17 protein-coding genes are annotated in these 26,322 nt (G+C 69.4%); 13 read left to right on the top strand and 4 right to left on the bottom strand.

The features are described 5' to 3' along the window. A partial coding sequence (locus RIV14_RS11385; RefSeq protein WP_428978882.1) for a type II secretion system F family protein occupies positions 1-744 on the top strand: 744 nt, incomplete at its 5' end. A 212-nt stretch (positions 745-956) separates the two neighbouring features. After that, the gene (locus RIV14_RS11380; protein WP_075372409.1) at positions 957-1,469 is read left to right on the top strand and encodes a PH domain-containing protein; all 513 of its coding nucleotides are present in this window, start codon (positions 957-959) and stop codon (positions 1,467-1,469) included. A 106-nt stretch (positions 1,470-1,575) separates the two neighbouring features. Here the strand turns inward: RIV14_RS11380 and ahpD are convergent, their stop codons facing one another. Further along, entirely contained in the window at positions 1,576-2,106 is a 531-nt protein-coding gene (gene ahpD, locus RIV14_RS11375; RefSeq protein WP_075372408.1) for an alkylhydroperoxidase, AhpD family, read from the bottom strand. Between the two features lie 59 nt (positions 2,107-2,165). Beyond that, entirely contained in the window at positions 2,166-2,744 is a 579-nt protein-coding gene (locus RIV14_RS11370) for a peroxiredoxin (RefSeq protein WP_070659360.1), read from the bottom strand. Between the two features lie 424 nt (positions 2,745-3,168). Here RIV14_RS11370 and RIV14_RS11365 point away from each other — a divergent pair, with 424 nt between their 5' ends. From RIV14_RS11365 to RIV14_RS11340, 6 genes are all read left to right on the top strand, one after another. After that, positions 3,169-4,179: an MsnO8 family LLM class oxidoreductase gene (locus RIV14_RS11365; protein ID WP_075372407.1), complete on the top strand. Its 1,011-nt coding sequence runs from the start codon at positions 3,169-3,171 to the stop codon at positions 4,177-4,179. A 953-nt stretch (positions 4,180-5,132) separates the two neighbouring features. Then, positions 5,133-6,779 (top strand): DUF7059 domain-containing protein, encoded by a 1,647-nt coding sequence (locus RIV14_RS11360; RefSeq protein ID WP_075372405.1) that lies wholly within the window; start codon positions 5,133-5,135, stop codon positions 6,777-6,779. 382 nt (positions 6,780-7,161) lie between these two features. After that, positions 7,162-11,346: a SpaA isopeptide-forming pilin-related protein gene (locus RIV14_RS11355; RefSeq protein WP_309325191.1), complete on the top strand. Its 4,185-nt coding sequence runs from the start codon at positions 7,162-7,164 to the stop codon at positions 11,344-11,346. 89 nt (positions 11,347-11,435) lie between these two features. After that, positions 11,436-13,040, top strand: a complete 1,605-nt coding sequence (locus RIV14_RS11350) for a SpaH/EbpB family LPXTG-anchored major pilin (protein ID WP_075372403.1) — start codon at positions 11,436-11,438, stop codon at positions 13,038-13,040. 206 nt (positions 13,041-13,246) lie between these two features. Next, entirely contained in the window at positions 13,247-14,647 is a 1,401-nt protein-coding gene (locus tag RIV14_RS11345) for a class C sortase (RefSeq protein WP_075372402.1), read from the top strand. Continuing rightward, positions 14,644-15,699: a phosphatase PAP2 family protein gene (locus RIV14_RS11340; protein ID WP_309325190.1), complete on the top strand. Its 1,056-nt coding sequence runs from the start codon at positions 14,644-14,646 to the stop codon at positions 15,697-15,699. Before RIV14_RS11345 ends, RIV14_RS11340 begins: the two co-directional genes overlap by 4 nt. A 125-nt stretch (positions 15,700-15,824) precedes the next feature. Here the strand turns inward: RIV14_RS11340 and RIV14_RS11335 are convergent, their stop codons facing one another. Together RIV14_RS11335 and RIV14_RS11330 are read right to left on the bottom strand one after the other, a co-directional pair. After that, a complete protein-coding gene (locus RIV14_RS11335) occupies positions 15,825-17,483 on the bottom strand; it encodes a sensor histidine kinase (RefSeq protein WP_075372401.1) in 1,659 nt (552 codons plus the stop codon). Between the two features lie 43 nt (positions 17,484-17,526). Next, on the bottom strand, positions 17,527-18,273 hold the full coding sequence (locus RIV14_RS11330; protein WP_075372400.1) for a response regulator transcription factor: 747 nt from the start codon (positions 18,271-18,273) through the stop codon (positions 17,527-17,529). Between the two features lie 291 nt (positions 18,274-18,564). Here RIV14_RS11330 and RIV14_RS11325 point away from each other — a divergent pair, with 291 nt between their 5' ends. From RIV14_RS11325 to RIV14_RS11305, 5 genes are all read left to right on the top strand, one after another. After that, positions 18,565-19,917, top strand: a complete 1,353-nt coding sequence (locus RIV14_RS11325) for a PAS domain S-box protein (RefSeq protein WP_075372399.1) — start codon at positions 18,565-18,567, stop codon at positions 19,915-19,917. A gap of 167 nt (positions 19,918-20,084) precedes the next feature. After that, positions 20,085-21,419: a PAS domain-containing protein gene (locus tag RIV14_RS11320; protein ID WP_075372398.1), complete on the top strand. Its 1,335-nt coding sequence runs from the start codon at positions 20,085-20,087 to the stop codon at positions 21,417-21,419. 221 nt (positions 21,420-21,640) lie between these two features. Then, a complete protein-coding gene (gene topA / locus RIV14_RS11315) occupies positions 21,641-24,553 on the top strand; it encodes a type I DNA topoisomerase (RefSeq protein ID WP_075372397.1) in 2,913 nt (970 codons plus the stop codon). A gap of 346 nt (positions 24,554-24,899) precedes the next feature. Then, a complete protein-coding gene (locus tag RIV14_RS11310; RefSeq protein WP_075372396.1) occupies positions 24,900-25,517 on the top strand; it encodes a DUF3060 domain-containing protein in 618 nt (205 codons plus the stop codon). A gap of 7 nt (positions 25,518-25,524) precedes the next feature. Further along, complete coding sequence (locus RIV14_RS11305; RefSeq protein ID WP_075372395.1) at positions 25,525-26,253, top strand: response regulator transcription factor; 729 nt, start codon at positions 25,525-25,527, stop codon at positions 26,251-26,253. Positions 26,254-26,322: the final 69 nt, after the last annotated feature.

Here is a 26,322-nt window from a genome sequence, read left to right as displayed (position 1 = left end):
CGCCTGTCGACCGCCCTGGGGGCGCCCCTGGCCGACATCCTCCAGACCGTGGCCGGCGGGGTGGCTGAGTCCGGTCGCGCCGAGGCCTCCCGGCGGGCCGCCCTGGCCGGTCCCCGCAGCACCGCCCGGATCCTGGCCTGCCTGCCCGTGGTCGGCCTGGGACTGGGGATGCTCGTGGGTGCCGACCCCGCCTCCCTCCTGCTCGACGGCGGCGTCGGCAGCGCCGTGGGGGCGCTGGGCATCGGGCTCATGGTCGTGGGGCACCTGGTGACCAGGCGCCTCATCCGCGCCGCGACCGCTGAGGGCGACGTCGTCGACGAGGCCCTAGTCCTGGACCTGGCCGCCGCCGCCCTGAGCGCCGGGGCCTCGGTGCCCGGGGTGCTGACCGCCTTGGGCCAGGCCCTGGAGGAGGAGGGTGCCGGCGTCGTGGGGCGGGCCCTGCTGCTGGGAGCCCCGTGGGAGGAGGCCTGGCAGGCGCCCGAGGACGATCAGTGGAGGGCGCGGCGCTCCCGCCTGGAGTCCTGCCTGCGCCCCGGCTGGGAGGACGGTGCCTCGCCGGCCGCTCTCCTGGAGGCGACGGCGGCGAGCCTGCGCGCGGGGCGGCACGCCCGCGACGAGGAGGCCGCCGAGCGTCTGGCGGTGCGCCTGGTCCTGCCGCTGGGCGCCTGCCACCTGCCGGCCTTCGTCATCCTGGGGATCGCGCCGGTTGTCGCATCAGTCGGCATGAGCATGCTCACCGGGTGAAGGCAGCCCGTCCTGCCAGCACCCCGCTAGCGCCCCGTCGCTCAGGCGCCTCCACCCGACCAGGGGCCGAAACTGAGGGGTTCCTTCGAGGAGGCCGCGACGGTGGGTGTCCCCACCCGCCCATCGGCTGAGCTGCCGTCCGATGCCCGCACAAGCGGGTACTCCTACCCTTTCAGGTGCGCGGACCCCCGGCGGCCTGGCACGATGGGGGCATGGCACTGTCGAAGAAGCTGCTGAGCCGCGACGAGGTCGTGGTGCGGCACATGCACACCCACATCAAGGTCCTCCTGTGGCGGTTCGTCGTTGAGATCCTGCTGCTCGTGGTCGGCGTCGTCGCCTCGGTCATGGCCCCCGCCAGCTGGCGCCCCTGGGGCATCCTGGCGATCTGGGTGGTGATCCTCGTCGTGAGCATCCCCCTGCTGCTCCTGCCGTGGCTGCAGTGGTACATGCGCACCTACACGATCACCACCAAGCGCATCATCACCCGCTCCGGCATCATCAGCCGCATCGGCCACGACCTGCCCCTGACCCGGATTTCCGACATCCAGCTGGACAAGGACGTCACCGACCGCTTCTTCGGCTGCGGCACGCTGGCGCTTCAGACCTCCGCCGATGACCCGCTCCTCCTGCACGACGTCCCCCACGTGGAGACGGTCCAGGTGGAGATCTCCAACCTGATCTTCAACGACACCCAGGGCGCCATCGACGCCGACCCCCGCAGCTGAGCGGCACGGAGGCGCAGATACAAGGCGCAGATACGCAGAGAGACGGCGGCCGCCGGTCCCCCCAGAGAGGGAGCCGGCGGCCGCCGTCTGAATCGTGGTGATCGGGTCAGTCGAGGGTCTCGACGACGCCGACCGCCTGGGCCACGCCGGTCAGGGTGGCGGCGATGCGCACGGCCTCCCAGACCTGCTCGGTGCTCAGGCCCTCGCCGCGCACCGTGGCCTCGTGGGCGGTCACGCACTTCTCGCAGCCGTTGATGGTGGACACGGCCAGGCTCCACAGCTCGAAGTCGACCTTCTCCACGCCACCGGAGGTGCCGATGATGTTCATGCGCAGGCCCATGCGCTCGTTGTCGTAGGCCGAGCCCAGGAAGTGGCGCGTGCGGTAGGCGACGTTGTTCATCGCCATGATGGAGGCGGCGCCCAGGGCGGCGCTGATGGCCTCCTCGGACAGGTGGGTGCGGGCGTCCTCCATGACCTGGACCAGGACGGACTCGTTGCGGGTCGCGGCGGCCGCGGCCACGAAGGTGCCCCACTGCTGCTGCTCGGTCAGCGAGGAGGAGCGGGACAGGGTGGACAGGTTCAGGGAGAGGTCCTTGGCCCACTCGGGCAGGGCGGAACGCAGGTTGTCGATGCTCATGTGTTCTCGTTTCGTCGTCGTTCAGGTGGTGAAGGTCAGGGGGCTGGGGCGGCGGCCCGTCAGCTCATCTGGCTCAGGGCGTCGATGGTGGCGGCGCCGGCCTGCCAGTTGCAGGCGCACAGCTCGTCGGACTGGAGGGCGTCGAGCTGGCGCAGGACCTCCTCGGTGTTGCGGCCCACGGAGTCGGCGGTCACGGAGACCGACTGGATGACGTTGTGGGGGTCGATGATGAAGGTGGCGCGGTCGGCCTCACCGGTGGGGCGCTTGATACCCAGGGCCTCGGTGAGCTCGCGGTTGAGGTCGCTGGCCATGGGGAAGGGCAGGTCCTGGAGCTTGTCGTGGCTGCGGCGCCAGGCGTAGTGGGTGTACTCGTTGTCCACCGAGACGCCCACGACCTCGCAGTCGCGGTCCTTGAAGTCCTGGTAGAGGTCGCCGAAGGCAGCAATCTCGGTGGGGCACACGAAGGTGAAGTCCTTGGGCCAGAAGAAGACGACGCGCCAGGTGCCGGCGGGGACCTGCGAGGAGACGGTGGTGAAGTAGTCCTCGGGCTTGCTGGCCTCAACCTCCTTGAGGTTGCCGGGGACGACGGCGGTGAGCTCGTAGGCGGGGAACTGGTCTCCGATGGTGAGAACGGCCATGGGTGCCTCCTGAATCGTGCGAATCACGGTGCGAGTGGGTGTGGGTCTGCGCTGACCTGCACCGACCCGGGTAGGGCCGGCGCGGGGCGGCTCCGTCGGTCCAACCGTAAGGGGGCCAGCCTCATAAGCGCAACTAAAACTTGTCCTATTTTTATAAAGGTGTACCTTATCTGATGTCGGTGCGGTGACACGGCCCGGTCGCCGGCTGCTCGGGCCCGCAGGCCGGTCTCCTGAAGGGGGCGGGGCGTGCGGGGCCCGCCGGCGCGCCGGGTAGAGGGCGGGCGGCTCGGTGCCCAACGGTGCTTGTCGGCTGACTGCCTCCACACCCGGGCCTGCTCCGGCCCGCGCAGCCGGAATGAGTCGCCGCCCCGCGGTGTTGTCCCACTGTCGCCTCACGCCCGCGCACCCCAGGTCAGGAGAAACCATGAGTCCTCGTCTTAGCCGGATCAGCGTCCTCGAGCAGGTTCCGCTCTTCGAGGGAGGACAGGCCCGCCGAACCCTGGAGGACCTTGTCCGCCTGGGGCGCGGCCTGGAGGAGTCCGGCTACCACCGCCTCTGGCTGGCCGAGCACCATAGCGCCGGCTCCTTCCTGTCCTCAGCGCCCGACCTGCTCATGATGCACATCCTGGACGCCACCGACCGCATCCGGGTGGGCTCGGGCGGCGTCATGGCCATGCACTACGGCTCGCTCCAGATGGCCGAGCGCTTCGCCACCCTGGCCACCCTCCACCCCGGCCGCGTCGACATGGGCCTGGGCCGCGCCCCCGGCGGGGACATGCGCGCGGCCGCAGCCCTCAACCAGGGCCGCGTCATCGACCCCGACGCCATCAACGCCCTCATCGAGGAGACCGTCGCCCTCCTGCGCGACGATCTTCCGGCCACTCACCCCTACGCCTCCATCGAGGTCCGTCCCCTCCCGGCCCAGATGCCGGAGGTCTGGCTCCTGGGCTCCTCGGGCCAGTCGGCCGCCTGGGCCGGCGCCCACGACCTCAACTATGCCTACGCCCAGTTCTTCACCGGTCGCCAGCAGGTCGAGATCATGAACCACTACCGCGCCCACCTCCCCGAGGGTCCCGGCCGCGGCTCCATCCACGGGGGACAGACTCTTTCCGCCCTGTGCGTCAGCGCCGCCGCCACCCGCGAGGAGGCCCGCGAGCAGGCCCTCGTGGCCGCCGACGCCCGCTTCAGCCTGCGCACCGGTCGCCCCATGCGCTTCCGCGACCCGGCCACCCTCGACGCCGCCTACCGCGCCGAGGTCGAGCGCTATCTCGAGCGCGACACCGCCATCATCGTGGGCACCTACGACGAGGTCGCCCAGGCTCTGTCCTCCTTCGCCGAGAACCACGGCACCGAGGAGGTCATGCTCATCAGCTACATCGACGACGTCGAGGTCAAGACCCGCCAGTACGCCGAGCTCGCCGCCCGCCTCCTGTGAGCCGGCGTCCTCCTTCCCACCTCCGGCGGCCACGCCCGAGCAGGCGGCGAGCCTGCGGGCGGACCTGGCCGACTCCGGTTGGGGTGGTTGCCCCGGAGCCGACAGCGGGCCGACGGAAGCGGTCTGTCGGGTCGCTGGTGTCCATGGTGCTGACATCACCCCCGCACCGACGCCGTACCCCGAAGACAAACCGCAACATTCCAACGATCCTCCGCTGCCATTTCGACGGTGGGGCCGCTGATGTCAGCGCTGTGGACACTGGGCTGCGCAGGAGTACGCGTGCGGACCTCGATCCGCTGGAGCTCCTTGGCGTCCGCCACTGGGGCGCGCAGGAGTGGGCATGCGGCAGGGCCCAGCGCCTCCGCCTCAGGTCCGACCACGCCGGCCCCTGCCTGAGCCCCTCTGACTCTCGCACCGGGGGCCAGGAGGCCGTGGTTCGACGTCGGCTGATGTCTGTCCCGCTCTGAGCGCCCGGAGTCGGCTTGCTCCACGAGGGTCGGGATCTACTGGTCGAGAGTTGTGCGTACTGCACGAAGGCCCCACCTACCGGAAGTACACCCGACCCTCCTCCAGTAGCGCCCCACCCTCGTGCAGTACACGCCCCGCACCACCCGAGCGAGTGCGAGCACCGAGCCAGTTCCGGCATCTGGGGTGCACAACGCCAAGAGGGCCCGGTCTGTCCGGACCGGGGTCGTGAGATGCCAAGACACCCGGCGCTCGGGGCGGGGGCTGAGGTCCTGGCGCGCATATGCAGTAATAAAGGCAAGACACCCGGCGCTCGGGGCGGGGGCTCCGGTCCGGCCGACCTGCCCCATCGGCATCGTGAGGCATAGGGCATTCGATCCTCATTGAGGCCAGGAGATAACGCGCCTGTGAGCCGGCGGGTGAGCGCCACCGTCCTGTATGCGGCGGGGCGCCAGATATGAGCGGTGCCCCGCGTTACGGTCGGTCCCATGAGCCCCGCGAGCGCCCGGTCCGCCTCAGAGCCGTCGTCCTCCTTCCCGCCTCCGGCGGCCACGCCCGAGCAGGCGGCGAGCCTGCGGGCGGACCTGGCCGACTCCGGTTGGGGTGTGGAGGCGGTGGCCGCCCTCCTGGGCGAGGCCGCCGACGCCGCCCTGCGCCGGGAGATCCGCCTGCCCGCCCTGCGATCCGTGCGCGCCGCCCTGGCGGACGGGCCGGCCCCCTCGCCCGTGGCGGTCCTGACCGCCTTGTTCATGCTTGGTGAGCCGGTCCCTGCCACCGCCCTTGACGCCGCCCTGCCCCGCACCGCTGCGGCGGGCGCCGCCGCCATTGGCCTGGTCGGCGAGCCCGACGGGGCCGGATGCGTCCGTGCCCTGGTCGACCTGCGCCCCCACGAGGCCGTTGATGACGCCGGAGAGGTCCGCTGGTGGGTGGCCTCTGACCTGGGTGAGCTCGTCACCGGCCGGGCTCTGGCCCCCGATCACGTCCTGGGGGTCGGTGGCGCCGGCCTTACCCTGGCGGGCCTGACCCCGCGCACGCGAGTCCGTACTGCCCTGGACCTGGGCTGCGGCTGCGGCATCCAGACCCTCTACCTGCTGCGTCACGCCGAGCATGTGGTGGCGACCGACATCTCCGCGCGCGCCCTGGCCTTCACCGCCTTCAACGCCGCCCTGGCCGGCGTGAGCGTTACCGGTGCTCCCGACGCCGGCTCCGAGCCCGTCCTCGGCTCTGGCCGCCTGGAGCTCCTGCGCGGTTCCCTCCTGGAGCCGGTGGTCGGCCGTCGCTTCGACCTCATCGCCTCCAACCCGCCCTTCGTTCTCACCCCGCCGGCGGTGCGTGAGGCCGGCCTACCCCTCATGGAGTACCGCGACGCCGGCGGCCCCATCCTGCCGGGGCTCGTCGCCGGTCTCGGCGAGCACCTCGAGCCCGGCGCGGTCGCCGTCATGCTCGGCAACTGGGAGCACCGTGGTACCGGCTCGTGGCGCGACGCCGTGGCCGCCTGGGTCCCCGAGGAGCTCGACGCCTGGGTCATTGAGCGCGAGCTCCAGGACCCGGTGGAGTACGCCACCATGTGGCTGCGCGACGGCGGCCTGACCCCCGAGCGTGACGCCGAGGGCTTCGACGCCGCTCTGGAGGCGTGGATCGACGACTTCGAGGCTCGTGACGTCCGGGGCGTCGGCTTCGGTTACCTCATCGTCCACCGTCCTCGGCGCCCCCGTGAGCCCTGGCACCTCCTGGAGGAGGTGACTACCTCCGGTCAGGGGGTTCTGGGGCCCCATGTCGCCGAGGTGCTGGAGGTGCGCGAGCAGCTCGCCGGTCTCGACGACGAGGCCGTCGCCGACCTGCACCCGCTCCTGGCCCCCGACGTCACCGAGGAGCGTCACCTCATCCCGGGTGCAGCCGAGCCCACGGTCATCCTGCTGCGTCAGGGCGGAGGACTGGGGCGCGCTTTGCAGGCCTCGACGGCGGTGGCCGCCCTGGCCGGGGTGGCCGACGGCGAGCTGAGCGTCGGACAGGTCGCCTCCGCGGTCGCCGCGCTCAGTGAGCTGAACGCAGCCGATGGAGCCGCGCTGCGTGTGGAGATGGTTGAGGCGGCCCGTCATCTTCTGACCACGGGATTCCTGCGCCTGGGAAAGTGACGATGAGCTGCTAGGCCTCGGAGAGGCGGATAGTGTCGAGCGCCCGGTGGGTATGATTCCATCTCGAGACATATGCGGGTTCGACGTTGTCATGTCTTAATCACCGTGACGTCTTCGTCATCAATGATATGGAAATGAAACTCTGACTGGCTGGTGTTATTTCAGGGGAAAGTGCCTGTGACGTGCGATGATGCATGATTGTTGCCTCGCGGACCGCTTCTGAGGTGTTGGGGAAGAGGTCGAATGACCTACATTCCTTAGCAGTTACATTTTTGTGCGCTCCCCGCGCACCCATCCCTCATGATCGGAATCCATCGGCATGTCCCAGTCATCACGTCGCTCGCGGCGCGGGCGCAAAGGACTACTGCGCAGATTCTTTGCGGTGGTCGGTTCTCTTGCCATCGTCCTGGTGACCATGGTGTCGCTCCCGTGGACGGCGCCGTCCGCGGACGCCGCCACCGGAGACCTGGATGTTCCTCTGGGGGACACCTCAGCACAGATCGGCTATGTGCGCACTATTCAGAGTAGTGATCGTATTACCGACACCGCGAGTGACGGACGCTCCTACACCTCGTACCCGTGGGAGTGGGGGAGGACCCGCGCCTGCATCCGCTACACGCCGGGAAGCAACCACTACTGGACTGACATGGTGCGCGGCAGCAGCGGCCAGTATGCGGCGGTCGGTTACGGGCGCCCCCGCTGGGAACAGAACAGCTGCCCCGACGTCTACAAGGGGGAGGCCGCCGACCGGAGCCAGACCTCGCTGGGCTTCCAGCCTTCCGACACGACGAGCGTCAAGGTTGGTCAGGTCTTCCTCGTCGGTCGGATGAGGCACGTCAACAGCCCGGTGTACACCGACAGCAGCCGGGTCACGAACCCCGCCGAGGGCGGCACCTCCTACTACGGCAGCTTCAACATCCGTACCGCAGGCACGATCGAGGCGAACTTCCCCTGGAAGGAGTTCGACACCATCAACACGTGCACCGGAAAGCTCGGATCGGACGGCAAGCTCGTCATCGGTGACTACGCCACTGACCAGAACTCGGTGGCAACCCCCTACGCCTATGACCGCAACGGGAAAGTCGGTCGCTACGACGGGCGGACCTACACCTACATGTACCAGAACGGATCCCTGGTCTGGTTCAACGGCTACATGACGCAGGCCTTCACCGACAAGAACGGGCGTTCCTGCGCCGACGACATCCTCGACATCGAGTCCGACCGTTCCGACACCGCCTGGACGGACCCGAACACCGGCATCAAGTACAAGCTCAAGCTGTGGGGATTCGTCAACAACGGATCGGACCAGCAGTGCCTCGCTGACCTGGAGAAGGCGCAGACCTCCCAGCTGGAGGAGCGCTTCATCACCCGCGAGAACGCCACCTCCTTCGGCTGCCTCTACGGCTCCATCGAGCAGGAGCGTCCGGTCACCTTCGCCAAGGACGTCAAGGCGGACTCATCGGTTCAAGGATCGTTGACGATCCCCACCTTCAAGTACGCCAATGCCTCACCGGAGGGAACCTACGGCGCGCAGAAGTGGGGGACCCCCAGCCCCCTGACCCCCACCTGGAACGCTGAGGACGTCGACCCCACCTCCTACACCCTGCTGGCCCCCAACGACGCCGCCACGGTGCAGGAGACGGGCACCAGTCCGCAGGCCTCCGTCGACAGGAAGACCGGTGAGGTCTGGACATCCGGGTGGTTCCTGCGCAATGTCAGCTGCACGGTGGGTAGTGGCGACGTTCCGTTGCTGCGCCGTGACGGAACCACCCGCCTGGACGAGTCCGACTCGGTGGACCTTGACAAACGCACGATCCGCCTCGATGAGACCCAGCTGGCCGAGCACCAGGACGAGGTCGCCGTCAAGTGCGTCTGGCACAACGAGTACGTCGTCGGCCGTGGACGCGTCACCCTCGTGACCGTCGTCGACGGCGGCAGCGCCAGGCCCGAGCAGTGGACCATGACCGCCAAGCCCGCCACCGAGGGGCTCTTCGGGCAGAAGACCATCACCGGTGCCAGCGGCACGCCCGCAGTCAGCAAGGTCTACACCGCCGGCGGCACCTACGGTTTGTCCACGAGCAACGGCCCCGAGGGCTACTCGCAGAACGGCCCCTGGGTGTGCACCAACGACGACGGCAGCAACGTGCCCGTCAGCGCGGACAACAAGTTCGTGCTGGGTGAGGGCAAGAACGTCACCTGCGTCGTGCACCAGAAGCCCCAGCAGACCCCTGTCAGCGCGGTCAAGAGCGTCGACGGCGCCTCCGACGCCGCCACAGCCGGTTCCTACTCCCTGAGCTACACCTGCACCCCGGGCCCCGACGGCAAGGCCACCTCCGCCGGCAAGATCACGGTGGACGCCAAGGGTAATGCTGCGAACCTGCCCGCCCAGCGCGTGGGCGCCACCTGCACCGTCACCGAGGATGCTCGTGACGCCAGGGGACTCAAGCAGCCCGGAACCTCCGCCGGCGGAAGTGTCAGCTGGAAGGACCCGGCCGCCTTCAAGGTGGTCACCAACCCCGGCAACCAGGAGCGGGAGCTCGCCTCCACCGCCGTGGCCCCGGCCAACGGCAACGCCGGCGGTGTCACCTTCACCGTGCCCGACTCCACGCAGGGAGCCGTGCGGATCAAGGTCGTCAACTCCGTCGTCCCGCACGCCGGTATCGACAAGACCTTCACCAAGGTCACCAAGAGCACCGAGAAGGTCGACGGCAAGAACACCTTCGACCAGACCTACACCATCACGGTGACCAACCCCTCCGCCAAGGCGGGCCTCACCTACGACCTCAACGACGCCTGGCAGGTCCCCAACGGGGTCACCGTCCACAAGGTCAGCATCTCTGGTGGCGCCATCACCGGCACGGAGACGCCTCAGGCCGGGGTCCCCTACGTCAAGACCGGCATCTCCCTGCCCGCGGGCCAGAAGCACACCTACACGGTGGTGCTCAATGTCTCCGGACCCGACGCCGGACTGCCCGGCATTCAGGGAACCTGCACCCCCGACGCCGTCGGCCAGGGCAAGGCCGTCTACAACAAGGCCTCGGTGACCACGAAGGGCGACGAGCAGCCCAAGGAGGCCGCAGCCTGCGGCACCCTGCCCATCAACCCCCAGTTCAAGGCCTCCAAGACCCCGCTCGACGTGGTCCGCAACAGCGATGGCACCTTCACCTCCAGCTACACGGTGACGGTCACCAACACCTCCGTGGTCGCCAGCCCGGTGGTCGCCGACCTCACCGACACCCCGCAGATGCCCGCCGGCACCTACCTGCACAAGGTGCGGATCCTGGAGAAGGGCGTGGACGCCCAGGGTGTGACCCTCCCCGGCAGGAACGACACCACCGGCACCTTCAACGGACCGATCACCCTCATCAAGGGGGGCACCGGCGAGTCCCTCGCCGCCGCTCCCCGGGCCGGGGCCGATGGTGGCAGCCGCACCTTCACGATGCAGATGACCTTCACCGTTCGCGAGAACACCCCGGGCTACAACGAGTCCGACTTCCAGTGCGGCCACCAGCGCGCCGACGGCAAGCCCTCCGGTTTGGTCAACACCATCGCCATGGAGGGGGACACCGACGGCGAGGAGAACAACCACGGCTGCCTGTCCACCGACGGCAAGCTGAAGTTCTCCAAGGAGGTCACCACCCAGCCGGGCAACGGCTCGACCTTCGACGTCGTCTACACCGTGAGCGTGGTCAACGAGGGATCGCTGACCGTGTCCACCGGACCGATCAACGACAAGCCCTCCTTCGCCCCCGGGCTCAACCCGACCCTGGTCAAGGTGCAGCGCGAGATGGGACCTGCCCGAACGGTCGCGGCCCAGCCCGACGGCTCCTACCGCCTGTCCGACAACGAGACCCTCTACTCGGGCCTGACGATCCGCTACACGATCACCTTCACGGTGAAGATCGACCCGTCAGCCGCTGGATACCGCGATGAGCTGCTGTCCTGCACCACGGACAAGGAGCGCCTCGTCCCCGGCCACGGCCTGTACAACAAGGTCATTCCTCAGGAGGGCAAGGACTCCGACACCCGGCCCGACCACGACGTGGCCTGCGCCAATGTCTCGCCCAATGCCGGCAAGCGCATCCTGTCGATCGTCAAGACCGGCAGCCAGGGCCCCCTGGATGACGCGGCCTTCGACATCTACCCGATGGACCCCTCCTCTCCGGGTGCCAAGCCCCTGTCCGACGGCGTGACCTTCACCGGCGGCAAGGGAACCGGAACCTTCACCACCACAGGGTTGGCCATCAACCGCGAGTACTGGCTGGTGGAGACCAAGGCTCCCGCCGGGCACCAGCTCATGGCCAAGCCGGCCCGCTTCAAGGTGACCGACACGGGCATCGAGCTCATCACCCCCGACCCCGGTGGCTCGGCCCTGACGGTCTCGCGCAGCGGGGCCAGCAAGTCCGACGACACGATCACCGTCCGAGACGTTCAGGTCGGCACCCTGCCCCTGTCCGGCGGACGCGGCATCGGAATGAACATCGCCGTCGGTATCGCGGCCATCGCCGGCGCCGGCCTGCTGGCGCTGCGTCAACGAAAGACTTCCTCGTTCGGGCGCTCGGCCTGATCGCGAGAAGAACCCAGGACTCCGCTCCGTCGCGCGCGGGTCACCCCATTTATCCCTCATTCATCCCAACAACACAGGAGAGAACAGAAATGCACTCCCTCAACACGCGCCGGGGCCTTGGCCTCGCCGCTGCGATGACGCTCGCCGTCGGCGCGCTCATCGCCCCGACCGGCGTGGCGGCACCAGCTGACCCGAACGGATCCACCATCGACCCCGACGCGGCCACGACGCTGACCGTCCACAAGTGCGAGCAGACCGACACCAACGGCGTCACGGAGGGGACCGGTAACGAGGACCCCCAGGCCGAGTGCAAGCCCGTCTCCGGCGTCGAGTTCACCATCACCAAGCTGAACGTGGACCTGACCACCTCCGCGGGCTGGAAGCAGCTCGCCGAGATCAAGGGCGATGTGGCCAAGGCAGGTGACCTCAAGAGCAACACCGTCCAGAAGATCACCACCGGTGCTGACGGCCTGGCCTCCTTCACCGACGCTCAGACCGATGTCGGCGCCTACCTCGTCAGCGAGACCAAGACCCCGGACAAGGTCATCCCGGCCGAGGACTTCGTCGTCACCCTGCCGATGACCAACCCGCAGGACACCACCAAGTGGAACTACAACGTCCACGTCTACCCCAAGAACACCCTCTCCGGTGTCGACAAGCAGGTGGCGGACAAGAAGGCCCCCGGTTCCGGCCAGAACCTCACCTACACCATCACCACCTCCATCCCGAAGGTGGACTACCCCGGTGGCGCGCGCATCAAGCGCTACGAGGTCGTTGACCGGCTCGACAAGCGCATCAACAAGAACACCCTCGCCCCGGTCGTCAAGATCGTCGGTCAGAACGAGGTGACCCTGGCGGACACCACCGACTACACCCTCATCACCGCTGACGGTCAAGACCACAACTGGGCCACCATCCAGCTCACCGAGGAGGGACGTCGCAAGGCCGCCGAGGCGCGTCACAACGGCAACGGCGAGACCAAGCTCCAGGTGACCCTCACCGCCACCTTCGACCCCAAGTCCGTTGACCTCGAGGGCGTGCTGTCCAACACCGCGGGACTCATCCCCAACGACAGCCCCAACTTCACCTGGGACCCCAACAACCCCGGCACCACCACGGAGGTCCCCGGTATCCCCACCACCCCCGTGCTCACCAAGTACGGGAAGGTCAACGTCACCAAGACCGGTACCGACAAGCTGGCTGACAAGACCAAGTACAACGGCGCCGAGTTCCAGGTCTACGAGTGCACCAAGACCGCCAGCGGTGCCACGCTGCGCGACGCCGACCCCAACACCCCGACCGTCGACCCGCTGACCATCGGTGGGGAGAAGACCTTCACCACCTCCGGCCAGGGAACGGTCACCATCAACTCGCTGCGCGCCAATGACTACGTCGACGGCGTGAAGAAGGACCAGCTGACCGACGAGGACCACTACTGCCTCGTGGAGACCAAGGCCCCCGAGGGCTACAGCCTCCAGGCCGACCCGATCCCCTTCCAGGTCCTGGCCGATGACGCCGAGGGGAAGGTCCCGACCGAGGTGACCGTCACCGACGTCCCGAAGAACGCCGGCTTCCGCCTGCCGCTGACCGGTGCCAACGGCGTCATCTTCCTGACCGTCGCCGGCGCCCTGCTGGTGGCCGGTGGCGCGGTGGTCGCCTACGCCAACAAGCGCCGTCACGCTGCCAAGCACTGACAGCCCTTGGCAGCCACTGAGGTGACCGGTCCCAGCCGACCGTCATCACGCTGACTGCTTCCTTGTGGGGGAGGCGGGAGAACCCGTCTCCCCCACAAGGGCGTCACAGGGATCCTCCCTGCCAATCGTTAAAGCCACAACCGATCCCCAACCGTCTCTCGCAGCGAGCCGCGCAGACAACCCGACGCAGGAAGGCAAGGTTCTTCGTGACAGCGCCACTCCCATCACTTCGTGACCGCATCGCCCAGTCCCGCATGAACCAGGCCCAGGGGGATCCCGACGGCGCGGCCCCGCAGCCCGGCCCGGACGGCGCGGACGGCCCGGACAGCCCAGACTCTCCGGACATCGACCCGAAGAAGGCGACCCGCCGCAAGGTCCTGCGTGAGCGCCTCCTGACCTGGCTCCCGCTGGTCCTGGTCCTGGTCGGCGTCGCCGTCCTCCTCTACCCGGTCATGGCGACCCAGCACAACAACGACGAGCAGCAGCGCCTGGCCAAGATGTACACCGCCTCCGTCGAGGCGGCCGGCCCGGACACCGTCGCCAAGGAGCGCGCCTCCGCCGAGACCTACAACAACAACCTGGAGAGCGCGCCGATCCTTGACCCCTGGCTCGAGTCGCAGCGCCCCGACACCCCCCAGTACCAGGCCTACCTCCACGAGATGGACATCGACCCGGTCATGGCCCGGATCGTCATCCCCTCCATCCACGTGAGCCTGCCCGTCTACCACGGCACCGACAGCCGCACCCTGACGGAGGGAATCGGGCACCTGTTCGGCACGAGCCTGCCGATCGGCGGCCCCTCCACCCACGCGGTCCTCACCGGTCACACCGGGCTGTCCACCGCGACCATGTTCGACAACCTCAACCAGCTCAAGAAGGGCGACGTCTTCTACGTCTCCTCCCTGGGCCAGACCCTCAAGTACGAGGTCAACGACATCACCGTCGTCAAGCCCGAGGAGACCGACTCCCTGCGCAAGGTCCCCGGGCGCGACCTCGTCACCCTCATCACCTGCACGCCCTACGGCGTCAACTCCCACCGCCTCCTGGTCACCGGTGAGCGTGTCCCCATGGACCCCACGGCCGCTGCGGCCGAGGAGGCCAAGGCCCTGCCCGCCCCCATGCAGACCTGGATGAAGGCCATCATCGTGGCCGTCGCAGTCATCCTGGCGGTCGTCGTCGGAATCCTCGCGCGTCTGTGGTGGATGCGTCGTCGGCGCGCCCGGGGCGCCAACGGGCGGGCCGTCAAGGACTCAGCCGCCCGCGAGGACAGCCGCAGTGATGGCCGTGGTGATGGCCGTGGTGAAGTTCGCGGTGACGACGCGGCCGACGTCGGTGCGGCAGAGCGCTGGCCCGGACGTCACCTGCAGGACGTCGTCGGCTCCGCCGGAGCCGATGCGCAGTTCACCGACCAGACCAGTGAGCTCGAGGTCCTTGGCCCATCGGCCGCTGCCGGGGAGACTGCTGGAAACGAGGCCTCTCAGGCCCCGGCGTCTGCGCCCGCCGAGCAGCCGGACCCGGGGACTACCTCCCCCTACGGGCCGATCACCGCGGCCGCGGGCGACCAGGGGGAGGACCCGTTCAGTGACCTGGAGGCGCGCGAGTCGTGAGCAGTCCCGCACAGGAATCGCTGCTGACGTCCTGTTGGTTGGTGCGTGCAAGAACCTACGATCGGCCGGTGGCCTCCTTCCAGTCGCAGTCCTCCCGCTCCCTGGGGCAGCTGCGCCTGCGCGGGGGCCTGCTGGCCCTGTCCTGCCTGGCGGCGACGCTCAGCCTGTGGGGACTGTTCGTGTTCACCCACACCGGTCAGGTCCTCGACGCCATGGCCCTGGAGGGCTCGGAGATCGGGGCGCACTACGTGAGCGCCCACGCCCGCAGGCTCCTGTCGGTCGTGTCCATGCCGGCGGCGGTCGTCCTGGTGGTGACGATCCTCGTCATCGGCCTGCTGCGCCGCAGCCACCGGCGCGCCGTGTGGGCCGTCGTCGCCGTGGCCGGTGCCAACCTGACCACCCAGATTCTCAAGTACCGAATCCTGTGGCGACCCGACTTCAACATCACCGAGCGCTGGGACAACGCCAACACCCTGCCATCGGGGCACACCACCATGGCGGCCTCCGCCGCGGTCGCCCTCATCCTGCTGTCCGGGCGGCGCTGGCGGCCGCTGGCGGCCTGGGCCGGGGCACTGTTCACCATCGCCATGGGCTACTCCACCCTCGTGTGCCAGTGGCACCGCCCCTCAGACGTCCTGGCCGGGATCCTCGTGCCCGTCGCCTGGGGCGCCCTCGCCGTGGCCGGCGGGGCCTGGCGCGCCCCCTGGTCCCTGCGCGAGGGAACCGGGGAAGAGGGCTCCGGTGAGGTGCCCGGACTGACCACCGTGGGGACGATCCCGGTGACGGCCGCCGGGCCGCGCCTGTGGTACCAGCTCGTCGGCAATATTCTGATGGCCGCTGCCGGCATCGTGTGCACCCTGGGGGCGCTCGGCCTGGGGGCCTGGGTGTGGTGGCACCTGGACGTCCCGGAGACGCGCTGGCAGCTCTTCGGCGCCTACGCCACCGGGTCGGTGGCCGTCGTCGGCGTCACCTGCCTGGCCCTGTCCGCGCTCGTCTCGCTGACCGACTGGGGCCGCACCCGCCGCAAGCACGAGGCCCGCCACCGCGACTGACGCCTACCCGGCACCGTCGGGTACGTGAGCGCCTCGCGTTCGTAGGGTAGCCCTCGCGTTCGTACCCTGAACCCCCGAACGCGAGGCATAAGGTACGAACGCGACGGCGGCCTACGTGGCCGGTCCTACTCCTCGACGGCGGCGGCCGGGAGCCTGACGCTGAAGGTCGTCCCGTGGTCCTCGGGCGCGGTGGAGGAGCCGACGTCGATGCTCCCGCCGTGGGACTGGACGATGGCCAGCGCGATCGACATGCCCAGGCCCGTGGAGCCGGTGCGCCGCTCGCGCGAGGAGTCGCCCCGGGCGAAGCGTTCGAAGAGTCGGTCGCGCACATCGGGAGCGATCCCCGGGCCGTCGTCGTGGATGCGCACGATGAGCGTGTCGCCCTCGCGGGCCAGCGTCGTGGTCACATGGCTGCCGGCCGGCGTGTGGACCCGGGCGTTGGCCAGGAGGTTGACGACGACCTGACGCAGGCGGGCCTCATCACCGATGACCAGCGGAGGCTCGGGCAGGAAGTCCTCGGCCTCCTCCGGCGTGGCGTCGGCCGGCGGCTCCAGGACGGCCAGATCCAGCTGCCAGTCGTGGTCGGGGCCGGCCGCACGGGCGTCGGCCACCGTGTCCACCAGGAGACCGACCAGGTCCACCTCCTCACGGCGCAGCTCGCGCCCGGCGTCCAGGCGGGCCAGCAGCAGCAGGTCCTCGACGAGCGCCGTCATCCGCACCGACTCGGAGTGCACGCGCTCCAGGGCGTAGGTGGCCTCCTCCGGCAGGTCGGCGTCGGCCCCCTCTCGGCGGATGAGCTCGGTGTAGCCACGGATCGAGGCCAGCGGCGTGCGCAGCTCGTGGGAGGCGTCGGCCACGAACTGGCGCACCTGCGTCTCCGAGCGCTGGCGCGCAGCCAGGGCGGACTCCACGTGCCCCAGCAGCGTGTTGAGGGCGCCGCCGACCTGCCCGACCTCGGCCGAGGAGTCCAGGTCCGCCTTCTCCACGCGGTCCTCGATGCTCACCTCGCCGCGCTCCAGCGGCTGAGAGGCCACACGCTGCGCGGTGCGGGCCACCCGCTCCAGGGGCGCCAGGGAGGAGCGCACCATGATCCGCCCGGCCAGGGCCACCACGAGGGCACCCACCAGGGCCACCGCCAGCTCGATGAGCAGCTGGGTGCGGATGAGGGCCTTGTCCCCCTCCAGGGAGAGTCCGGTGATGACCGTGCTGCCCGAGGTCTCGTCACGGGTGGCCACCACCCGGTAGCTGCCCAGGTGGTGCAGGTGCACGGTAACTGGGTGGTCCTCCGTGGCCTGGGACAGCAGCAGCCGGCAGTCCTCCTTGGAGATGGCCGCGTAGTGGCCGTTCTTGTCGATGTAGGCGGCGGTCTCACTGGCCTTGCTGCCGGAGGACGACGTCTGCGGAGTAATGAGCGTCAGGGTCCCGGTCGACTGCCCGGCGGCGTCGAGGCCCGGAGGGACCCCCTCCTTGCCGGGGCCGTCGTCGGTCTCGCCGGCCCCGTCGGGCTGATCGCCCGGTTTGTCCGCGCCCTCCTGGGCCGCCTCCTCGGAGGCCTTCCTGGCCTCCTGCGTCAGGTCGTGGCGCTTGTCGGCGGCGCGCTGGGCGGCCGCCATCAACTGGCTGTCCGTGCGTGCCATGAGCGTGTGGCGCAGGCTGACGGTGGAGAAGGCGCTCATGACCGCCGCCATGACTAGCACCAGCCCGAGCACCCCGACCACCAGCCGGGTGCGCAGGCTGCGAGGAGGCGTCAGGAGCGAGCCGGGCCGCCATGAGCGCAGGCTCATCCGCCGCCCAGTTGGTGCCGGTTGCTGGGACATCTGCGGGCGCTCAGCTGCGCTCATCCGTGCCGGCGGCCGGCTTGAGGACGTACCCGACGCCGCGCATCGTGTGGATCATGGGCTCGCGGCCCTTGTCGATCTTGCGGCGCAGGTAGGAGATGTAGAGCTCGACAATATTGGCCTGCCCGCCGAAGTCGTAGTTCCACACCCGGTCCAGGATCTGCGGCTTGGACAGGACCCGGCGGGGGTTGCGCATGAGGTAGCGCAGCAGCTCGAACTCGGTGGCGGTCAGCTGGATCTCGTCCTCGCCGCGCCAGACCTCATGGGAGTCCTCGTTCATGCGCAGGTCCCCGACCTCCAGCAGGGAGGCCTGCTTCTCCTCACTGGCCCCGGAGCGGCGCAGCAGGGCGCGCAGCCGGGCCACGACCTCCTCCAGGGAGAAGGGCTTGGTGACGTAGTCGTCGCCTCCGGCGGTCAGCCCGGCCACCCGGTCCTCGACGGCGTCCTTGGCCGTCAGGAACAGGACCGGCACGTTCGGGCGGTGGCCGCGCACCCGGCGCATCACCTCCAGGCCGTCGAAGTCGGGCAGCATGATGTCCAGGACGATGATGTCGGGGTCGATCTCCTGGGCGGACCGGACGGCTGCGATCCCGGTCCCGGCGGTGGTGACCTCCCAGCCCTCGTAACGCAGGGCGGAGGCGAGCAGGTCGGCGAGCATCTGCTCGTCGTCGACGACCAGGACGCGTAGGGGGGTGCCATCGGCGCGGGTGAGGTTCTCGGTGGGGGCGTTAGTCACGTCGTCTATTCAACAGGAAGGCGCTGTGCTCGACCACAGGACGACCTGTGTCTCGACTGTGTTACCGATCTAAGACCGAACGGAGACACGGCGGCGCGAGCGCTGTGACATGCTTAAGCGGTCATGCGTCTTGGTTGTTGATCTCCACATTCGCGTGCACCAGAACGTTACTTCGTAGCGTAGCCCCCAGAGGGCGGCCAAGTGGTATCTCCGCCGTCCCTCATTCGGTGTGTCGCCGTCGGTGAGTCGGCGTCGACATCATTTCCCTCATACAGCAACAGCAGGAGAGTCATGGAATACGTCGATGGCAACGAGCGCCGCTTCGGTGCCGAGGACCTGTTCTTCTCGACGACGGATACCAAGGGTGTCATTCGCAGGACCAACCGGGTCTTCAACTCTCTGTCCCGTTACAGCTCCGAGGAGCTCGTCGGCTCTCCGCACAACATCATTCGGCATGACGACATGCCCTCCGGTGCCTTCAAGCTCATGTGGGATGAGCTCGAGCAGGGACGCTGCTCCTGCGTCTACGTGCTCAACCGGGCCAAGGACGGGCGGGACTACTGGGTCTTCGCCACGATCGCCCCGCTGGCCGACGGCTACCTGTCTGTGCGCGTGCGCCCGACCAACCACGCCATGTTCACTCCTGTCAAGGAGATCTATGCCCGCGTGCGGGCCGCCGAGCGCGCCTACGCCGAGGAGGGGCACGGGCGCCGGGAGGTCGCTGAGCACGGGGCCGCGCTGCTGACCGAGGAGCTGGCCAGGCTCCAGTACCACGACCTGCACAACTTCGCCCGGGCCGCCCTTCCGCGCGAGCTGGCGCTGCTGGTCGCCGAGGGCGTCCGGGTGCCGCCGCGCGCCGAGTCGGACAATCCCATGTCCGCCGTCCTCCAGGCCGTCGCCGCCATCGAGCGGGACACCGACAAGCTCATCTTCCAGCTCGGTGAGTACCAGGAGCTCATCAACGGCCTGGGCTCCTGGGCCGGAGGGGTGCGCTCGGTCATTGACCGGGCCGACCGCGTGGGCTCCCTCATGGGGGAAGTGACCAGCCTCGACGCCGAGTCCTCCGTGCCCACCGTCTCCGAGCGCGTCAAGGAGCGCGGGGCTCAGGCCGTCGAGGTGCTGCGCCAGCTCAACTCCTCCCTCGTGGCGCTCTACGAGGCGGCCTCCGAGGTGCGCTTCCGCAGCTCGATGATGCGTCTGCACACCCTCATGGCCGGCATCTTCGCCGCCGCCGTCCTGGACGGCCAGGAGGGGGAGTCCGCCGACGCCATCGGCGACGTCGCCGAGGCGATGCTCTCCGACCTGGAAGAGCTCGTCCCCTCCTGCCAGGAGGCGGCGAACCTGGCCGAGCGCCTGGAGGGTGACCTTCGCTCCGTGGTCAGCAACCTCGACCGCGTCAAGCGGCCCTTCCAGCGCTGGATCCGCGCTCTTCAGGACGAGGGGGCTCAGGCGCTCGTCGAGGGCGTCGACGCCGAGGCCGCCCTGAGTGAGGCCGTCGCCGTGGGTGAACAGGGCTTCCCGGAGACGGCCTCACTGGCCGAGCTGGCCGCCAAGGCCCGCGGCGTCGTTGTGACCCTGGACGAGCCCGTCATCCGTCAGCGGGTGGCGACGGTCCGCGAGACCCTGAGTCACCTGGGGGAGTAGTTGGCGATAATCTACAAGATAGGTCCCACCTTATTGGTGACAATGTCATAAATTGTCTTCCGCGGGCACGTACGTTTCGTTACGTTCTTCCCGGCACTGTGTGAGGAGCGAAGGAAAGAATCCTCGACGAGGTGCTCCGCGAATTATTCACTTTGAAGGAAAGCACCATGGAGTCGCAGGTCGGTTACGAGCGTTTGTTCGATCCGCAGGACATCTTCTTTTCCACCACGGATCTCAAAGGCGTCATTCAGAACACAAACCGGACGTTCGATACGCTGTCGCGTTACTCGCGCGAGCGTCTCATCGGGGCTCCGCACAACATCATTCGTCACCTGGACATGCCGGCGGGTCTGTTCCGCCTCATCTGGGACGATCTGCAGACTCGGCGCCCAGCCTGCGGGTACATCACCAACCGTGCCGTGGACGGCCTGGACTACCGGGTCTTTGCCACCATCGTGCCGCTGCGCCAGGGGTACCTGTCGGTGCGGATCAAGCCGATGGACACTGCGACCAGGGAGCGGGTCGAGGAGGTCTACCGCCGGGTGCGCGCCAAGGAGCGCGACCTTCAGGCCCGGGGCGCCTCGCGCCACCAGCTCGGCGAGTTCGGTGGTCGCGAGCTGGCCGCGGAGCTGGCGGCCCTGGGCTTCCCCTCCCTGCACGACATGACGTTGGTGACCCTGCCGCGCGAGGTGGCCGCCCTGGTGGCCGCCGGGGTGCGTGTCCCTGCGGCCGCCCCCGAGGGGCTGGGCGCCGTGGCCCGGATCCTCAACGCGGCGGCCGCCATGGAGAAGGACACCGATGCCCTGGTCTTCGAGCTCGACGAGTACCTGCGCCTCATCACCACCATGGAGGCCACCCACGACTCTGCCCGGGCGGTGGAGGCGCGGGTGGGGCGCATCGGCCAGCTGGTCTCCCACGACGTCGGAGACAGCGCCCAGACCAAGGTGCTCATGCTCAGCGAGCGCATCACCGAGCTCACCGGCGTCGCGGGCGCGGAGCTCAGCGGACTGCCCTCGCGGCTCAAGGTCCTGCACCAGTCGGTCACCGAGCTGCGCTTCTCGGTGGCCCTCATGCGCCTGCTCACCCTCATGGTGGGGCGCTTCGCGCAGTCCATCCTCGATGGCACTGAGGTGGACGCCGTGCACTCCCTGACGGACCTGTGTGAGGCGCTGGAGACAGGCTTCCGCGGCCTGGGCCCCGTGCTGCAGGCCGTGAGCACCCAGGTCGTCCAGCTCAATGACGCCCTGCACACCGTGACCTCCAGCCTGGACCGGGCGGCCCGGCGCCTGGGGCAGTGGGTGGATCTGCGCGGCGGCGGGGCCGGCTCCTCGGGCTCGCCGATCATCGACGAGGTCGCCCAGCTCACCTCCCGCGGCTTCCCCGAGGTCCGCTCCTTGGCCGAGCTGGCCGCCGAGTGCCGCGGGCTGCACCTGCCCTACGACGAGAACGTCGCCGCTCAACGCCTGGCGGCCGTGCGCGGCGCCCTGGCCGAGCTCATCTGAGACGAAAGTCGTTCTTCCGGACACTGCCTGGTTGGAAAAGGTGGGTGGTGCGTTACAGTCGGCTGGGAGCCGGCGCGAGCCGTCTCCCTCCGTCCCCCTCGTCAGGGCCCTGGATCGCCCGGATCGTCACGATCACGGGGAGACCGCCGGGACCTGCCGACAACCACCCGCAGACCCGCCAGCCGCGGCCAGCCGCGCACCACCCGTGAGGAAGGCTTTACGTGTCCACCAAGCTCGTCATCGTGGAGTCCCCCAACAAGGTGCGCTCCATTGCCGGCTACCTGGGTCCGGAGTTCGACGTCGAGGCCTCCGTGGGGCACATCCGCGACCTGCCGCAGCCCTCCGAGCTGCCCGCCACCATGAAGAAGGGGCCCTACGGGAAGTTCGCGGTCGACGTCGAGGACGACTTCACCCCCTACTACGTCGTCAACCCCGACAAGAAGAAGACGGTCGCCCAGCTCAAGAAGGCCCTCAAGGAGGCCGACGAGCTCTACCTGGCCACCGACGACGACCGCGAGGGCGAGGCCATCGCCTGGCACCTCCAGCAGGTCCTCAAGCCCAAGGTGCCGGTGCGCCGCATGGTCTTCACCGAGATCACCCGCGAGGCCGTCACCCGCGCCCTGGACAACACCCGCGAGCTGGACATCCACCTCGTTGACGCCCAGGAGACCCGCCGCATCCTGGACCGTCTCGTGGGCTACGAGGTCAGTCCGGTCCTGTGGCGCAAGGTCCGCGCCGGCCTGTCCGCCGGGAGAGTCCAGTCAGTGGCCACCCGCCTCGTCGTCGAGCGCGAGCGCGAGCGCATGGCCTTCCGCTCCGCCTCCTACTGGGGGGTGGAGGCCACCTTCTCCACCGTCCTGTCCGCCGTGGACGTCACTGCCCGCCAGGAGGCCTCCTTCACCGCCCGGCTCGTCACCCTCGACGGGCGGCGCGTGGCCACCGGCCGCGACTTCAACGACGACGGCCAGCTGCGCCCCGCCGCGCTCAAGGCCTCCACCGTCCACCTCCACCAGGTGGGGGCCACCGCCGTGGCCGAGGCCATCGGCCGGGCAGAGCCCCGCGTGGTCGGTGTGGAGGACAAGCCCTACAAGCGCCGCCCGGCCGCCCCCTTCACCACCTCCACCCTCCAGCAGGAGGCCTCCCGCAAGCTGCGCATGAACCCGCGCGAGACCATGCGCGTGGCGCAGGGCCTCTACGAGAACGGCTTCATCACCTACATGCGCACCGACTCCACGGTCCTGTCCGGCCAGGCCGTGGCCGCGGCCCGCTCGCAGGTGGCCGAGCTCTACGGGGCCGAGTACGTCCCCGAGCGCCCCCGCGTCTACGCCTCCAAGTCCAAGGGCGCCCAGGAGGCCCACGAGGCGATCCGACCCGCCGGCGACCACTTCCGCACCCCCGCGCAGGTCTCCGGCGAGCTCACCGGCGCCCAGTTCCGCCTCTACGAGCTCATCTGGAAGCGGACCGTAGCCTCCCAGATGGCCGACGCCGTCGGCTCGACCGCCACGGTGACGGTCGAGGTGCCGCTGACGCCCGCGACCGGCGAGTCGCGCGACTCCGGCCCCACCTTCTCCACGGCCGGTCTGACGGCGTCGGGCACCGTCATCACCTTCCGCGGCTTCCTGGCCGCCTATGAGGAGGGGCGCGACGCCGAGCGCTACCAGGACGACGCCGGCGCCGCCGCCAAGGACTCCAAGGACGTGCGCCTGCCCGCGATGATCGCCGGCCAGGAGCTGGCCGCCCTGGCCGCCGAGGCCTCCGGCCACGAGACCACGCCGCCGCCGCGCTACACCGAGGCCTCCCTGGTCAAGGCACTTGAGGAGCGGGAGATCGGCCGTCCCTCGACGTACGCGGCCACCATGTCCACCATCTCCGACCGCGGCTACGTCGACCACCGCGGCCAGGCCCTGGTGCCGACCTGGCTCGCCTTCGCCGTCACGCGGCTGCTGGAGGAGAACTTCACCGAGCTCGTCGACTACGACTTCACCGCCTCCATGGAGCGCGACCTGGACCGGATCGCCGCCGGCGAGGAGGACCGGGTCGCCTGGCTGCGGCGCTTCTACAACGGTCAGGGGGGTGCCGGCGCCCCGGAGGCCTCCCAGGCCGCCTCGGGCGAGATCGACGCCGCGGCCGACGCGCTGCGCGCCCAGGGGCTCAAGGGCCTGGTGGACAATCTCGGTGAGATTGACGCCCGCGCCGTCAACTCCATCGACATCGGCGAGGGCATCACCCTGCGCGTGGGGCGCTACGGTCCCTACCTGGAGGACGCCGAGGGCAAGCGCGCCAACGTGCCGGCCGACCTCGCCCCCGACGAGCTGAGCGTGGACAAGGCCCGAGAGCTCTTCACCCGCGCCGCCGACGACGGCCGTGAGCTCGGCGTCGACCCGGTCAGCGGGCACGTCATCATCGCCAAGGACGGCCGCTACGGCCCCTATGTCACCGAGGTCCTGCCCGAACCCGAGGAGACGGCCGAGGCGGAGGCGGCGAGGACGACGAAGACTGCGAAGACGGCAAAATCGACGAAGGCGAAGAAGACCACCAAGGCCGCCAAGCCCAAGCCCCGTACCGCCAGCCTCCTGCGCTCCATGGACCTGTCCACCGTGACCCTGGAGCAGGCCCTGGACCTGCTGAGCCTGCCGCGCGTCGTCGGGCAGGATCCGGAGTCGGGGGAGGACATCACCGCCCAGAACGGCCGCTACGGCCCCTACCTCAAGAAGGGCACCGACTCGCGCTCTCTGGAGACCGAGGAGCAGATCTTCACCGTCACGCTGGAGCAGGCCCTGGAGATCTTCGCCCAGCCTAAGCGGCGTCGAGGACAGGCGGCCGCCCGCGGGCCGCTGCGCGAGCTGGGGCAGGACCCGGCCACCGACAAGCCGGTGGTCATCAAGGACGGCCGCTTCGGTCCCTACATCACCGACGGGCAGACCAACGTCACCGTGCCCCGCAGCGAGGACCCGGCCACTATCAGCGCTGAGCGGGCCTTCGAGCTGCTGGCGGACAAGCGCGCCAAGGGCCCGGCCAAGAAGCGCACCACCCGCAAGACCGCCGCTAAGAAGACGACGACGAAGAAGGCTGCCACCAAGAAGACCGCCACCAAGACGGCGTCGAGCAAGGCGGCCGCCTCGAAGGAGGGCTGAGGGGGCCGCGGTGGGCGGCGCGGGCCTCTGGCAGTGGTGAGAGCCTCTGGCCTCGGTGCTGCCGTCGTCGCCCGCTACCGCCGCCGGCCGCCGCCGTCGGCCTCGGCCGGGGACAGTCCACGCGTCTGGGGACCGGATTCCTGTTCCCGACGGCGTCGAACGTCCCCGGCTGCGAGCAAGGGGCCCGACGGCGTCGAACGTCCCCGTCCGTGCAAGCCCGGTGCTCGTGATCATCATCGCGGCCCGTGTCGCAGTTCTGCGACAGCACTGCGACGAGGAGGGGACAACTGGCCGGTATTGTATCTTGTGTACAACATCCCCCCATGATTCCTGAGAGGAACCCATCATGCGTCTGCCCAAGATCGTTCTCGCCGGTACCGCCGCCCTGGCCCTGTCCCTGACCCTGGGCGCCTGCTCCTTGTCCGTCAACGGTTCCGGCTCCGGGGACTCCGGCACGCCGGCCGCCCAGGCTGAGCAGAAGGACTCGCAGAGCGCCGACTCCAAGAACTCGTCCAAGGCCGATGCCAAGGGGGCCGCGACGGCCGACTCCCAGTCCTCCTCCGGCGGCTCGGCTCAGACCACAGCCGCTCCCAGCAGCAAGGACGGCGATCACGACGATGACAAGGACGGCGACGACGCCCCCATCACGGACCCCACCTGGAAGGACATCCAGAGCACGGGTCAGCGCACCGAGGTCTCCGGTGCGTACACCGTCCAGGGAGCTGGGGCGGCCCTCAACCTGGTCGGTGACCTCGACACGCTGACCGTCCAGGGCTCTGACGTCAAGATCGCCGCGGAGGACGTCGACAACCTCATCGTTCAGGGCTCCAACGTCACCGTCTACGCCCGCGACATCGACCACCTCACCATTCAGGGTTCCAACGTCACTGTCCACTGGCTGGGTGACAACCCGACGATCCAGGACGGCGGTGCCAACAACACCACCGGGAAGCTCTCCCAGTGAGACTGCCGTGACCCAGCCCGCCGCACCGGCTCCGTCCGCCACCGTCCTGCTCGTCGACGACGAGGCCCCCATCCGCCGTTCCCTGGGCCCTTACCTGGAGCGCGGCGGGTACCGGGTCCTGCTCGCCTCGGACGGGTTGGAGGCCCTGGACATCCTGGCCTCCTACCAGGTGGACATCATTGTCTCCGACGTCCTCATGCCCAGGATGGACGGGCGCGAGCTGGTGCGGCGGGTCAGGGCCGGTGGGGCCTGGACCCCCATCATCCTGCTCACCCAGGTGGACGCCTCCTACGAGCGGGTCTCGGCCCTCGATGACGGCGCCGACGACTACCTGTCCAAGCCCTTCGACCCTGCCGAGCTCGCCTCCCGGATCCGCGCGGTGCTGCGCCGCTCCCGTGGCATGGCCCAGCCACTGACCTCCGCCTCCCGGCTCATGTCCGGGGAGCTCGTCCTGGAGCGGACCTCGCGTCGGGTGACCCTGTCGGGGCGCGAGGTGACGCTTACCCCGAAGGCCACGATGCTCTTGGACTACCTCATGAGCCATCCCGGTGAGCTCCACACCCGCGATGCCCTGCTGGCCTCCCTGTGGGGCATCGACTTCGCCACCTCCACGCGCGCCGTCGATCACCGTGTCCGCGAAATCCGCCAGGCCCTGGGAGATGACGCCGCCCACCCCACCTACATCGAGACGGTCCCCTCCGTCGGCTACCGCTTCCGGGCCGAGGTCCGGGCATGAGCCGGCCGCCGACGCCGCCGCAGCTGCCGCCCTCGGTTCCGCCGCGCGCGGCGCCCGCACAGGACGGCC

It is taken from the genome of Actinomyces acetigenes, assembly GCF_031296635.1.
GTDB lineage: Bacteria > Actinomycetota > Actinomycetes > Actinomycetales > Actinomycetaceae > Actinomyces > Actinomyces acetigenes.
This window is presented reverse-complemented; position numbering and strand designations above follow the sequence as displayed.